At 47.4% G+C, this 13,043-nt stretch carries 11 protein-coding genes and 2 pseudogenes; 6 read left to right on the plus strand and 7 right to left on the minus strand.

The window, feature by feature from the left end; genetic code table 11:
- The first annotated feature begins 372 nt into the window (after window positions 1-372).
- Both RIM23_RS05530 and RIM23_RS05535 read left to right on the plus strand, forming a co-directional pair.
- Window positions 373-621, plus strand: a complete 249-nt coding sequence (locus tag RIM23_RS05530) for a transposase family protein (RefSeq protein WP_446365172.1) — start codon at window positions 373-375, stop codon at window positions 619-621.
- Between the two features lie 35 nt (window positions 622-656).
- Window positions 657-1,556 (plus strand): annotated as a pseudogene (locus RIM23_RS05535) (ISAs1 family transposase).
- Between the two features lie 63 nt (window positions 1,557-1,619).
- On the opposite strand, the gene RIM23_RS05540 reads toward RIM23_RS05535, so the two are convergent.
- From RIM23_RS05540 to RIM23_RS05560, 5 genes are all read right to left on the minus strand, one after another.
- Window positions 1,620-3,392 carry a hypothetical protein gene (locus tag RIM23_RS05540; RefSeq protein ID WP_446365174.1) on the minus strand — a complete coding sequence of 591 codons (1,773 nt, stop codon included), beginning with the start codon at window positions 3,390-3,392 and terminating at the stop codon, window positions 1,620-1,622.
- Window positions 3,392-3,709 (minus strand): hypothetical protein, encoded by a 318-nt coding sequence (locus tag RIM23_RS05545; protein ID WP_446365176.1) that lies wholly within the window; start codon window positions 3,707-3,709, stop codon window positions 3,392-3,394. The genes RIM23_RS05540 and RIM23_RS05545 overlap by 1 nt, the downstream gene beginning before the upstream one ends.
- 9 nt (window positions 3,710-3,718) lie before the next feature.
- Complete coding sequence (locus RIM23_RS05550; RefSeq protein WP_446365178.1) at window positions 3,719-4,357, minus strand: hypothetical protein; 639 nt, start codon at window positions 4,355-4,357, stop codon at window positions 3,719-3,721.
- A 196-nt stretch (window positions 4,358-4,553) separates the two neighbouring features.
- The gene (locus RIM23_RS05555) at window positions 4,554-5,639 is read right to left on the minus strand and encodes a ParB/RepB/Spo0J family partition protein (RefSeq protein ID WP_446365180.1); all 1,086 of its coding nucleotides are present in this window, start codon (window positions 5,637-5,639) and stop codon (window positions 4,554-4,556) included.
- Between the two features lie 78 nt (window positions 5,640-5,717).
- A complete protein-coding gene (locus RIM23_RS05560) occupies window positions 5,718-6,131 on the minus strand; it encodes an IS200/IS605 family accessory protein TnpB-related protein (protein ID WP_446365181.1) in 414 nt (137 codons plus the stop codon).
- Between the two features lie 22 nt (window positions 6,132-6,153).
- On the opposite strand from RIM23_RS05560, the gene RIM23_RS05565 reads away from it, so the two are divergent.
- The 3 genes from RIM23_RS05565 to RIM23_RS05575 all read left to right on the plus strand — a co-directional run bounded on the left by RIM23_RS05565 (window position 6,154) and on the right by RIM23_RS05575 (window position 8,798).
- On the plus strand, window positions 6,154-6,663 hold the full coding sequence (locus RIM23_RS05565) for a hypothetical protein (RefSeq protein ID WP_446365183.1): 510 nt from the start codon (window positions 6,154-6,156) through the stop codon (window positions 6,661-6,663).
- Window positions 6,664-7,199: 536 nt separating this feature from the next.
- Entirely contained in the window at window positions 7,200-8,324 is a 1,125-nt protein-coding gene (locus RIM23_RS05570; protein WP_446365185.1) for a hypothetical protein, read from the plus strand.
- A gap of 9 nt (window positions 8,325-8,333) precedes the next feature.
- A complete protein-coding gene (locus RIM23_RS05575; RefSeq protein ID WP_446365187.1) occupies window positions 8,334-8,798 on the plus strand; it encodes a helix-turn-helix domain-containing protein in 465 nt (154 codons plus the stop codon).
- A gap of 373 nt (window positions 8,799-9,171) precedes the next feature.
- Here RIM23_RS05575 and RIM23_RS05580 read toward each other — a convergent pair whose 3' ends face one another.
- Window positions 9,172-9,318, minus strand: coding sequence for a hypothetical protein (locus RIM23_RS05580; RefSeq protein WP_446365189.1), 147 nt, complete (start codon window positions 9,316-9,318; stop codon window positions 9,172-9,174).
- A 27-nt stretch (window positions 9,319-9,345) separates the two neighbouring features.
- Between RIM23_RS05580 and RIM23_RS05585 the strand changes: the two genes are divergently transcribed.
- Window positions 9,346-12,672, plus strand: coding sequence for a DUF3987 domain-containing protein (locus tag RIM23_RS05585; RefSeq protein WP_446365191.1), 3,327 nt, complete (start codon window positions 9,346-9,348; stop codon window positions 12,670-12,672).
- A gap of 247 nt (window positions 12,673-12,919) precedes the next feature.
- Here the strand turns inward: RIM23_RS05585 and RIM23_RS05590 are convergent.
- Window positions 12,920-13,043, minus strand: a pseudogene (locus RIM23_RS05590) (IS630 family transposase); the annotation flags it as partial.

A 13,043-nucleotide genomic window follows, 5' to 3' on the forward strand; every position in this document is an offset into this window, starting at 1 on the left:
CAGGGTAAGCTCATCTAATTTGGTATAAATTGTACTTGACAAAAGTAATACTCATTATGGAGGAAGACGAAGGGGGAAAGCGATCGCGCCCCTAATGGGGTAAGCCACAACTGTGATCAGGCGGTCATTATGGAGGAAGACGAAGGGGGGAAAGCGATCGCGCCCCTAACGGGGTAAGCCACAACTGTGATCAGGCGGTCATTATGGAGGAAGACGAAGGGGGGTTTGCGATCGCGCCCCTGGCGGGGTGAGCCAAAACGGTTATCAGGTGGTCATTATGGAGGAAGATGAAGGTTGGCGAGTACGCCTTTGATGGAGGTAAGTCAAAGTATAATCTATTTTAATTTGAGTCAAGAAAGGGAGAATTCGCCCATGGCAAAGGGTTTTGGGTCTCAATTAAAAACCTCAGCAATATCTTATTCTCAAACAGTTAAAACCCCTCAGTTTAACTCGATAAATGCTATCCAAGATAATTTATTAAGTTATATCGAAGACATCCAAGACCCTCGGGTTCCCAGAACTCAAAAGCATCTCTTCAAAGATGTTTTAGTCATTGCCATCTTAGCTGTCAAAAGCTGGGGCAAAGGGTTGGGAAGATATGGAAAATTATGGCATCGCTAAACAACGCTGGTTACAAGAATTTTTAGATTTACCCAATGGCATTCAAGCGTGATGATACCTTTCGACGAATTTTTGAACGAATCAATCCTAAATCTCTCGAACAATGTTTAACCAAGTGGCTGCAAAGTATGCTCAGTTCTCTTGCCGGAGAGATTGTTCCTATTGATGGTAAATGTATTCGAGGTTCTTACGATCGTAATCAAGGAGTAAAAGCCCTGCATTTAGTCACCGCTTGGGCTAGTGAACAACGCTTACTTTTAGGTCAACTTAAAGTTGAATCTCACTAAACACGAAATTACAGCGATTCCTGCTCTTTTGGAATTATTAGATATTACGGGCGCAATTGTTACCCTTGACGCCTATGTACTCAATATGATATTATTCAGCTCATTCGAGACAAAAAAGCTGATTATATTGTCTCTCTCAAAGGTAATCATCCCACTCTTTTCTCTCAGGTTCAACAATGGTTTAAGACCAACCGAGCTAATTCCTTTCAAGGGATTAAATATGACTCTGACCAACGCATCGAAAAGGGACATCACCGCACTGAAAAACGTTCGGTCTGGGCAGTTCCCTTGAAAGCTTTCGGCAAACTATATCAACTTGAACGTTGGTCAGGACTCCAAACTATTGTTATCGTCGAACGGATTCGCCATTTGTGGAATAAAACTACATCCGAAGTTCAATTCTATCTAACTTCTTTACCTCCCGATGCTCAAGGTCTTGGTCGCGCTATTCGCCAACATTGGACTATTGAAAACCAAGTCCATTGGACATTAGATGTCATTTTTTGTGAAGATGCATGTCGCATTCGTTCTTTTCATAGCCCTCGTAACTTGGCTCTTTTAAGGCGCTTGGCACTTAACGCACTCAATCAGGAGACATCCTTTAAGCGTAGTCTCAGGCAAAAAAGCTTTCCATGCGGCGATGAATAATGACTATATGATTACTGTTCTCAACTCCTTTTGTCAAGCTTAATTGAGATGCTCTTACCCTGACTAAATATCGGGAATTTCAAAGAGGTTGGAACTCTGTGAGCCAATATCGAAATAAGCTCCGCCTTCTGAGCCGAAGAATTGGGTGTAGTCAGTGAATGTACTGGTGCCATCTGGCTTGGGGTAATCCAGAGCGACGACGGGCATACCCTGTGCCAGGGCTTGGGTGAGAATGCCCGACACTAACACGGATTTGCCCGCACGGGTCGTGGCAAAAACGCCCAGGTTCTTGTGCTTTTGGTATAAATCTAGATGAAGGGGAGTCCCCCCCTCATCTGCAATCAGTTCAAACCCTGACTCATCCACCGCCGCTGTGGTTACCAGGGGCATCAATCCGGGGGCTTCTGAACTAAAGTAAGTTAGGCGACGGTCGAATGGTTTAGCCTGCAGCTTTTCTAAGACAATAGGTAGGCATTGTAGCCATAGTTTCCAGGCATATTCTTTCTCTCGCACGACCACGGCGGGGCGACGGAAGCAGCTACTCAAATACCGACAAGCTTCTGCCAGTGACCGAGTATCTCGACGGTGAACGAGGAAAACTACGGCGGTGTTAATTGGTACGGCGCCTTCAATCATTTCAGCTTGAGCCGCGATCGCTTTTTCGGCTTTGAGTTGAGCGCCCACATCCACAGAAGCGTTGCTAATGGCGAGTTCGCTACCCACAATGGATTGCTTGGTGATGCGCTGCACGGCTGTCTTGGCGAGGGCTTCGTTGGCTCGGGAGAATTGGGCAATGATTTGAGTATCGTACACCCGCTCTCGGCTCAGTACCTGCCACAGATACCTGAGCTGGGCATATTCATCTCGCCACCCGGCGGGTTTATCGGTGAAGGAGAGGACACCGATATAGCGATTTTTGAGCCTCACCCAAGCCCGGTCAAAGAAGGGTACAGAGGATTCTCGCTCTAGTAAATGATGGCAGATGTGGAAATCGCTCTGGCTTTTTTCGGTTAAACTACGGTCGTCCAAGGTGAGAATATGGGGAATGGGCGGCGGGTCTGAAAAATTAAATTGCGTCCACAGATCAGACCAAAGTTGCTGGGCGGTCATGGGTTGAATGGAAAGACCCATCTTGGTTGCCAAGAGTTGTTCCCAAAGTTGGAAGCCATCGGTAAAACTATTGAGAAAGATGGTCTCTAACTGTTGGCGCTTGTGTTCGTGGATTTGTCCGGTGAATGCCTTCCCGCCTTGAGCTAAAAGCAGTAAAATTTTGCCCAGAGCGTCTTGGGAAGTGCCTTCGGCATCGCCATCTACGGTGTAGGTGCAGTAGAGTCGTAGTGTTTTGGGTTTACGAATCCCTGCCTCGGTGAGTTCTCTGACTCTTAAGCGATCGCTACCGACCAACAGTTGGAGTTGGGCGGAATCGCAATGGTCTTGAACGGCTTTGAGCTGTGCTTGTCGCTGCCAATCTGTCGTGAATGAAGTGGCGTGAATGGTTAATGTCTCGTTGTCAGGTAAATCCTTCAATCCCGACTCGATAGCCTCGAAAATAGTCGGCACTTGGATGCAGGGCAATGAAGGATGAACTCCTGTACAATCAAAGCCAAATTTTAACTGAATGGTATCCTTTTTTTTGAGGCAGTAGGCTCCAATATCCAAACCGCGCAACTTAAATCGAACCATCCCGGCGAAATGAACAAAGTCTTCAAAGGGGGTAACTTGTTTTTTGGCTTTAGGCGGGACATAGTTTAATGCCTTCTTCCCGACTTTGGTTTGGGATTGTGGAGCTACCGCCCGTTGTTTTTTGGGTAGGGTTGATGCTGTTGTTTTCGACATTATTTCCTCCTGTACCGACTGGATGGATGGGAAAGGAGTGGCTGAAACCGCTTATACCCTCGGACAATTCGCGGCACGCCAATAAACTTGGATAAAAACATCCACCCTTTTGCACCTGTCAGTGTCCACCAGGTTGCCCAACCCCAAGCCACAAACAATCCCGTCCATAGTAAGTTCCAACCTAAGAGTTGTTTGAGGATGTAGCCCAAAAGCCCAATTAGACTCCAAGGCACTACTTGGTCAGCGGGAAAGGGACCTAAGCGGGGCTGGGTTCCCAGAATTTGATTAACGGTACGAAAGTCCCGTTTGCCAGACATATCTGTTGTTTAAACCCCGACGATGAAACCCGTTAGAATATCAGCGACCACTACGGCTACCATAATGATCATGGGTGTCCTGGCTAAGGTCTGCCAGTCTTCATCGTTCCGAGCGGCTTGTACCACCCGGATGAGTGAAACGCCTAAATAAATTAACATCAAACCCCGCAGGACGTTGAAAATAATTTCAATTACGGGTGTGATGTCGGTACCTCCAGCATTACCAAAGGCTTGGGTCATAAATTCCTGAGCGCCATTGAAGAACTGAGCGTTTGCTGGAGTCGCCATCAGGTCAAAGGCAAATACTGTTGATAGAAACAGGAATGTTAGTGCTGATAAATTTAGCTTGTATTGCCGCTGCCACCGTTCAATGTTTGTCAACGCACCGCCAAAAAATTGGGGAGCGCTACACAATAGGGCGACTCCATAGACGAAAGAAGTGAGTAGCAGTCGGTGCAGAGACATTTCCAACAGTAGCAACGCCGACCCCCCAATAAACAGCAGGGGGACACTGAGGCGGTCTGTCGTTGCTTTCAACCCACCGCATCCTCTCACAGAACTTTTGAAGTAGCGATCGCTCGTATTGAAGCGACTGGCTTGACCTAAATGAGCGGGGAGTACGGAAACCTTAGAATCCTTACCTATCATCGGCTTGCTCTTTTTCTCGTGAACTCTCCTAAGCTATCGAGAAAGGAGCGAACCTCGGTTCCACCACTGGGTTAAAGTTGAGTTAACCCAATGGTTAAAATCGATTTTAACTAATCCGGCGATTCATCCCAACGCTCTAATCTTGGCGTCAAGTAGTTCACTGCCGACAGCCCTGGTTGAAGCAGTAAGTAAACTATCAATGTCCGCGTTTGTCGGGAATTGTATTAGTTTTATATAGCAGTAATGCGTCTAAGTCAGTCACTAACTGATCTAGGCGTTGGAGCAATGAAGGGTCTTGGTCTAAACGCTGCCAAACGGCGGCTGAATCTGGAGAAGATAAAGAGCGATAAATCCCCTTAACGCGAGACTTCAATGCCTGAGTATGGGGGAGTGGGTTGTCTTCCTGTTCTAAGGAACGCTTGCGTTTTCTAATCTGGGCTTGAGATAGTCCTAACTCAATTGCCTCTTCTAGCAGGGCAACGCGCACCTTGGGGTCTTTGATCGAACCGATCAACCTTGCCTTACTATACTCAATTTTCCCCGACTGAATCGCTTGTCTTATCTCTTCGGGAAGATTTAATAACGGTAATCTCGCTGTGACAAACGACTGCCACCCAACTGTACCGAGAACTTGAAACGTTTTCTCGATTTCCTCAAATAAGATATTCGCCCAAATCGAGTCAGACTCGGCGGCTTCAGATTGAGCCGGGGAATTTCCCGGCTGTTGCTTTTGCTTAACCTGAACCATTTTGGTCTTATGCATCCTTTGCAGCAAGGAAATCACCTCCGACTGACTGCGAGACAGCTTCAATGCCAATAACTGCAAAACGCCTTCGGTTTCTTCAAAGGGATTGAGGTCTTCCCGCTGCAAATTTTCAATCAGTGCCAAAACCAGGGAATCTTCGTTACTCAGGTCTTTAATCACGACAGGAACTTGCTCTAATCCCGCTTTTTTGGCGGCGTGCCAGCGTCTCTCCCCGGCTATCAGTTCGTATTGCTCTGACTCCTCTGGCTGGGGTCGCACCAATAAAGGTTCTAAAATTCCGTGTTCTTTAATCGAGAGCGACAGCATTTCCAGCTTCTTGGAGTCAAAGTATCGCCGGGGCTGTTGGGGTGGTAAACTGATTGCGTCGATGGAAACCCACCGCGTAACCGATTCCTCCCCCAAATCCCCAGGAGGTTCCACTAGAGACATTGCCGCTACTGAAGCGGAGCTGCTCGGAGCAACTCCTGTAGCTATCTGTTTCTGAAGCCGACGCTTCCCTTGCCCTCGTTGATTCAAATCAACCTACCTCTGCTACCTCTATCTTGGAAGTCCACCGTGTAGACTAAACTTATAGAAACTCATAGGTTCAGTCTTTCAAACTGGATTGACCCGTATTGGCTGCACGGCGCAGCTCACTACTCCCTCGGCGGTAAACGCCTCTGGAAGATACTTGCGGATAATTTGGATACTTCCATTGATGTCCGCATTAATCACACGTCCATTACTTGACTTAAATAATCCTCTCTTGACACGTTTGCCAGTATATTTTGATTGCTTGCAAGGAGGCTCTAAGTCAATAGCTGACGTTTTTGACGTGTAACTTTCCTCTATTATGACTACTTTGATACCTGCCAGTTCACACTTGTAGGTAAGCTGGTCGATTAGAATAGCGTGAGGGATATTGACAAACTTTTGGTTATTGCGTTTGCCCATATTCACCTGTTGTTTCCAACCCTCATTCTTACCAATAACCAGAGTACCGATACCTTGCTGTTTGAGAGTCGGCAAGCAGTACCCCATTACTCAACAGATGATAGCTGACCCCCAGTACCGGGAGCAATGGGCATCCTTTGAGAAGCACAGCGTAAAAGAGTTAGATAGTTTTAAGGGAAAAGAGGGTGTCTGGGGGCTATATATGGAGCCGCTGGGAGATTATGTCGATGGCAAGATTGTCCCCTTTCCCGAGGTGGCAACTCAAACTCAGCCGACACAGCCAAACGCCTCAATCGCCCAAGCCATTCAACAGCAGCGCACGGAATTGGTTGCCGCTGTTGTCGCCAAAACCTTAGATTTAGCTGGCACTCACCACCACAACGGTAGCAAATACACCGCTGAGTGGAACCCCACTCAACAAACTCTGACTTTAACACCTGTTAAGGATACTACTCCGGTAATGGTCGCCAAGCTCTCTCTTGGCAACTGGCAAGCTACTCAAGCCTGTCGGTTACGTGATTGTGATGTTGAGTTCTTTCAATCGATTATTCCTCAAATTCAGCATTTGGAACGACACGCCCAGGGTAAACAGGTCGGTCTAGACTGACGTTTTAATGGTCAAATGTACTGATTAGCAAGTTAATGAGTTGGGTAACACTTAAACGTGATGATAAGTAGTCAGATAAAAGTTAACTTTTGTCTGACTACTGAACTCTGAGTCTCATGATCCACCTGATCGCTAGATCGAACAAGGACACCTTTATTATTTTGAGTGTTTTCTACGGAGTAAACTGTTTTGGTGTGAATATTAATAGATTGCTTTAACGGGAATCAATTGAAAACCACAGCTTCTGGTGCAATCGCTTAGGAACTCTGAGCTTACTGACCAAAGATGCGAACTCGCGAGGAACAGAGTGTAAATTGTGGTCGGATCGCTGGAATCCGACCCAAGGCAAAGAAAATCAAAATCCTCAACCCAAAAACTACATTCTGACGCTTTCATTCGATCCGCAATTGCGACCACTCTTTGAGGACGCCGCACGCCACGCCGGAATGAGTGTAGTGGACTGGGCAAACCACCAACTACTGTTAGCCGCCTGTGTAACCAATCTTATCAGCCCAAGCAGGAGTACATAGAGGATAATGCAAGGGAACAGAAGTCATAATCAAGGGACAAGCCAAAATCTACCAGGGGCAACCCAGCTTGAAATTAGCGGGCTAGAACTATCAAAGACTCCGGTTAAAAATCAACAGAGTCGCAAAGGGCGCTACCGCACCTTTACTAGACCGCCAACCAGTCCTGACTTGTTCGCCAGTGGTAGAACTGAGCAGATGGCATCAAACCGACTCATCTGGGAGGGGAGCAACATCCTGACGCAAGGACAGAATCTTAATTGGGCTGATTCGGAACAAGGATCACTGTACTACAAAAGCCCTGTCGAGAAAGGCAAAGGGTATGTAACCTTTTGGCTAACCAATGACTTACATACTCCAAATCCCACCCTGCTGGAAGGAGAAGTCGCCCTAGCATTAATCGAGGAATTTGACATCCGTGCTGCCTGCCTACACCTGATTTATGCCGCCCACGCCACCCAGTTGGAACGTCCTTGGGAACAGTCGTTTGTTTTAAGCAATACCCAACTAGAGCGCTACCTGGGACTGGATAAAAACCACAAGCTCAACAAACAGCAGAAGTTAACGCTGATGCTAGAGTTAGCTAAACAGCCGTGCCATCTGCTGGTCTATATTTCTTGGCCAGAGAAGGGCGCGGTTGGATCATTTAGTGTCAGCCGCACATGGCTGTGGGAAATTGCTGAGCCAATACTACACTTCCAAAATTGTCTGCGCGATGACCAAGGACAACCGATTGGGGAAGAGACTCTCGTGGGATTCACCCTCAACATCCGCTGTGGACACTGGGCGCAATACTTCCTCAACTCAGAAAAACGCTTGCACAAATCGGGCTACTATGAGTACGGACTCCTCTCTCAGGGATTTTTGCATGACCTGATGAGCCTCTGGCATCACCACGAGGGGGGAGTACGATTAATGACCTGGCTGTTGTTCAAACTTAGGGTCAATCACAACAGCTCACTGACCGTGGAATTGCTGATGAAAATTGCCTTTGGGACTTCATTAGTAGAACAAGCCAACGGTACTGCCAAAGACCGCAAAAAGCTAGTCAGGCGCTGGGAAACCGTACTGAAGATTCTCAGAAAGAAAGGATGGGGGCTTATACCTGACCCGGAAACTTACCCCCCACAGTAGTGGCCCTTCTTGCAGGAGGAAAACCCACTTTCACAAATCCCCAATGATCCCGAAGCCGCAGCATCCTTCTGGGCTAAAGATGCCCTCTTTGGTAAAGGAACCCATCTGTCGGATATTACTAAGCGATCGCGCAATAGTTTTGAACAGCTTCTGAATGCCAGACTTTTGGTACACCTCCCCCCAGAAATTGCTGAGAAACTGGAACAAATTGAGCGTCGAAGCCAGCCACTCCGGAAAAAGGCACTCAAGAAATCGACAACTAAACCCGCTCCGGCAAAGAAGACTTCAACCCTTACAGGAAAACAGGTTAGAGAGTTCAGAACAGCTAAAGGATGGAGTACCCGCAAGTTAGCTGCCTCAGCAGGAATTAGTCAATCCATGGTTGTTTTGATTGAAAAAGGTGTGGATAGGGGAGGTCAACCAATCAGTCCGGCTTTTGAAGTGAAACTGAAAAAGGTGTTCGGGCTAACTTAAGAGGCTGCATATCGGCAAGTTCAGGTTTTTGGTTCATCGCGGTGCTACCGCGATTTTTTTGTCGATGCACGGACTAAACCATAGGGTGAGTAACGGTGATTAATCACAGGTCGTTAGAATTCACTATTCCGCTTTTTATCCTCAAAGCCTTACGTCCACTGAGTTGGAGCTGATTAATCAAAAATTAATAAAAAATTCCACTTTCTATACCTAAATCTCTCAAAGCCTTACGTCCACTGAATTATAGCTGATTAATCAAAAATATCCCGCACCTTGACCAAAAATATCCCGCACCTTGACCAAAAATATCCCGCACCTTGACCAAAAAAAATTTTTTGTCGTCTCAAACCCAGTCACAGAAAGGGTTTGATTTTTAGTGATTAATCTGATCCTTCTGATCATTCTGATCCGGCTGTTGTTCAAATCCCCGTTTTTGGCGGCTGCTAAAGTCACTTAAGTGACAAACAACGTCCACACGACTGACACAGCCCCCTAGGGCAAACGCAGTGGTGTTTGGCAATGGCGATTGAATAGTAGGAAAATCGGAATGCATCAAACAGAACCTAACCCAGCCCCCAGCAGCTCAGAACGCCTGGAAGCGATTAACTGGCTTAAAGCTCAAAACTACCCAGTCCTACCCGTTGCTCCGGCACAAGACGGCAGAAAGTATCCCAGAGTGATTAAAGAAAAGCCGGAAAAGGGTGTGTGGTCTCACTGTCCCCTGACAACCAATTTAGAACCCATACCCCTGTTCACAGGGAAAAATCCCTCCTATTTAGACAAAGATGACTCCCCTCACCTTGTCAACCATCGACAGTATCAAAAACGACTCCCCCACGACCGGGACTATGAGTTATGGTTTACTAATCCCGCCAATGGGATTGGCACATTAGGCGGCTGGAACAACACAGTCTGGCTCGACTTTGACGTTAAACAATTTTCCAGCCCATCGGAATGCGACACTGCGGTTTCAGGGCTGATCGAGCGTCACTCTTTACAGCAAACATTGATTGAGCGCACCCACTCAGGGGGGTGGCGCATCGCCCTCCAGGTTAAACAAAAACCCAACTTTACCAACTTTGCCCTTACGCCTGGGGGTTCACACGTTGGCGAAGCCATCAGTGAAGGGCGTTTTACAGTGCTGGCGCCCACCATTGGTCCATCAGGCAAACCTTACCAATGCATCAACCGGGGACAACCGATGTTAGTCGAGAGTCTCGACAGTATTGGTATCTACCCCACGTCCACCAAACGCTGTGCCAAAGCACAACCCCCAACCTTAAACCCCATACCCTTCCCCGTTAGTCCCGGCAGCATTCCCTTAGAAAGCTTAGGAAACCGTACCAGTAGGGACATTCTCAGCGGTGCTAATCCCACAGGCGATCGCTCAGAAGCACTGACATTATGCATCAAAGAATGGTATGGTTGGCAAAATTGGGCGCATCAAAATGGTATTTCTATTAGCGGCAATACGGAAGAGTTAGCTCATTATGCGGGAGGACACTTAGGTATTGATAATAACCGGATTGAACGAATACTCAAGACTATAGACCCATCTCAATGCCATCCGGCTGCTCTGTACATGGGGAACGATGAAAGTTGCTGGAAAAAAATTGCTCGACTCGATCAAGCCACTTTCTTGGCTAAGTGTCCGGCTCATATCAAGGATGCCATTCAAGCCGAGTGGGACAATGGCACTCGCCAAGGAAATCGCAAGGGTAGTGATAATCGCCAGCAAAATCCGTCGAATGATTCTCTGACCAAACAAAAAGAGGACAGCGGTGAACCCTCACTGGCGCCATTCACCCTACGCCACCAAATTCATGAAATTCTCAAGCTAGACTTACCCCCCTCAGAGTTACTGGAAGCATTGGGTGAACTCTCGAATGCCTATGAATGGCCCTTGTCATCTATTCGGGAGTTAGCTGCTCAACTGGAAACGGATCTAGACAAAGAAACCAGCCGCAGTGAACGGATGGAACAGATCAAGGAACTGGAGGGTTTCAAGTCTCGCACCCTGACGCTTTCCAAGTACCTACCCCTCTCCTACGCCAAGCCGATGACTCAGATTGCTCAGGAGATGGAAGCGCCTACAGCGGCAGTTCTCACCGCATTCCTGCCAATTTTTGCGTCTTGCCTACACCCAGCGACTCGGATTATTGTCAGCCAACGACTGAAATTTGTCGAACCCCCCATTATCTATGCGGGACTAGCGACTGAATCAGGACAGCGTAAGTCACCGTTACTTAATGCCCTATTAGATGCCCTTAAGGAACTCCAATACCAGGAAGACCAACGCGCAAAAACGGAAACAGCCAAGTACAAACAAACACAGGAGAAGTGGCTAGGAAAAAAAGGTTCTATGTCTGAGGCAGAGTGGAAAGACGCTGAACCCACTCCCCCCTCACCCCTAAAGGAATTTTACTTGGATAAAACGACCATCGAAGCCGTTGACGCGGTTAAAGCACAACAACCCGATACCGCTTTACTCTGGTTCAAGGATGAACTCAGCGGCTTGTTTGCCTCCTACGGAGCGTATAAGCATGGACGAGGGGAAGATAAAGAGTCGGTACTCTCCGGTTGGAACGGACGCGGACTTAAGAAAAATCTGAAAAATGGTGAACGAATTTTCCTGAAATACGACTCGATGAGCATTTTGGGCGCCGTTCAAAACGTAAAGCTGCAAAAGCTTATGGGTAACTTTGATGATGATCAAGGAGAATGGGGGCGGTTTTTGTGGTGTCTTATTCCCCTCAAAGCCCTAGAATTACCAGAAAACGATACTGAATTTCACTTAGCATTCCTGGAAAACCTTTACTGCAAAGCGCGTACTATTGCCCCGGCACAGTATCGCTTCGCCGCGAATGCTCAAGCTTACTTCCGCAAGTATCACTTTAGCCTGGAGAAACGTCGCATTGCCCATCCTAAACCAGGAATGCGAGCCGCGATCGCGAAAATGGAAGGTTACGCGGCTCGACTGGCTCTAAACCTGCATATTCTGTGGGAATTAGAGGCGGGAAAAACGCAACCGAGCTTATATATTCCTTTAGAGCGAGTTGTTGCTGCCTGTCAGCTTGTTGAGTTTTATTTATCTCAAGTTATCCTCATCCACTCAGAAGGTACTGCTGCCAGCGAAGGGGAATTAACCCCACGCTTGAGTGCCATATTGAGCAAACTTTATCAATTTGGGGAACTGACGGCTCGCAAACTTCAAGCGTCCTTCAATTGGTTGCGTAAAACTAGTCCTGGGAAAATTCGCCAAGATTTAATTGAACTGGCTCGGCTAGGTTATGGCAAGCTGGTGGGGAAAGGGAACCGACTGAAATTGGTTTTAACCGAAACTGTTGATGATGGAGCGGAAGCTGTTGGTAATGGAGCTGGTGGTGATAAATGGGCTGAAAGTACGACGGATAGTCAATCACTGCTTTTGACAGTTGGTAGTGCTGTCGGTGTTGATGATAAAGGCAGTGGGGAAATGGAATCTAGAGAAGATTGTTCTCCCTCTCAACAGCAGCAACAGCACAGCAACAGTTTTTCCTCAACCCTAGAAGAGTTAGAGGTTCTGAGTGCTGTTAACGTATCAACTCCCTCACCAGCCGTTGAACAGGTTCCTGGCTCAAAGGGTGAGTGGGAGACAAGCGTACCCACCGCCGTTGGGGTTAATCCCGAAACCGAGGACATAACCATAGAAAATATCCTTCATCCATCAATCCGACTGACTCAAATACCTCACGGCGCACAATCATGCTTGCTCCGCACACCCAATCAGTTTGACAGGGGACTTCGGGCATATTCCGGCAGACTACCCAGTTTGACAATAGCTTGGATACCACCCCAAGGCGCAAACCAGCCTCCAGCTCACTTAGCACTGTAGGAAAGCGGAAGGCTTTGAGCCAAGGTTCCCCGGCAGGATTTTCCAAACAGCTACCAGCTATGCCCACGTCAGGATATTGCTCCATAAAATCGACCAGTACCTGTAAGGCTTTGGGGCAAACCAGGGTATCAGAGTTGAGCAAAAGAAAATAGTCGGGTGGATTGCTTGAGTATAGCGCTGGACGAATCCCAGCGTTGCAGCCGAAAGAGTATCCTCCGTTGCGTTCTGATACTAAGCTGTTATGCATTTAAACTGTGATAAGAGCATTACCCTTATTTTTCAGTTTACGCCCCCAATTAATAACTAGCTTGTCTTCATTTAAAAGTTGATGCAACAAAGATTCTAACTCTTCAATGGATGCAAAAAGCCGA

This window comes from Coleofasciculus sp. G3-WIS-01 (assembly GCF_040223135.1).
Classification (GTDB): domain Bacteria; phylum Cyanobacteriota; class Cyanobacteriia; order Cyanobacteriales; family Coleofasciculaceae; genus Coleofasciculus.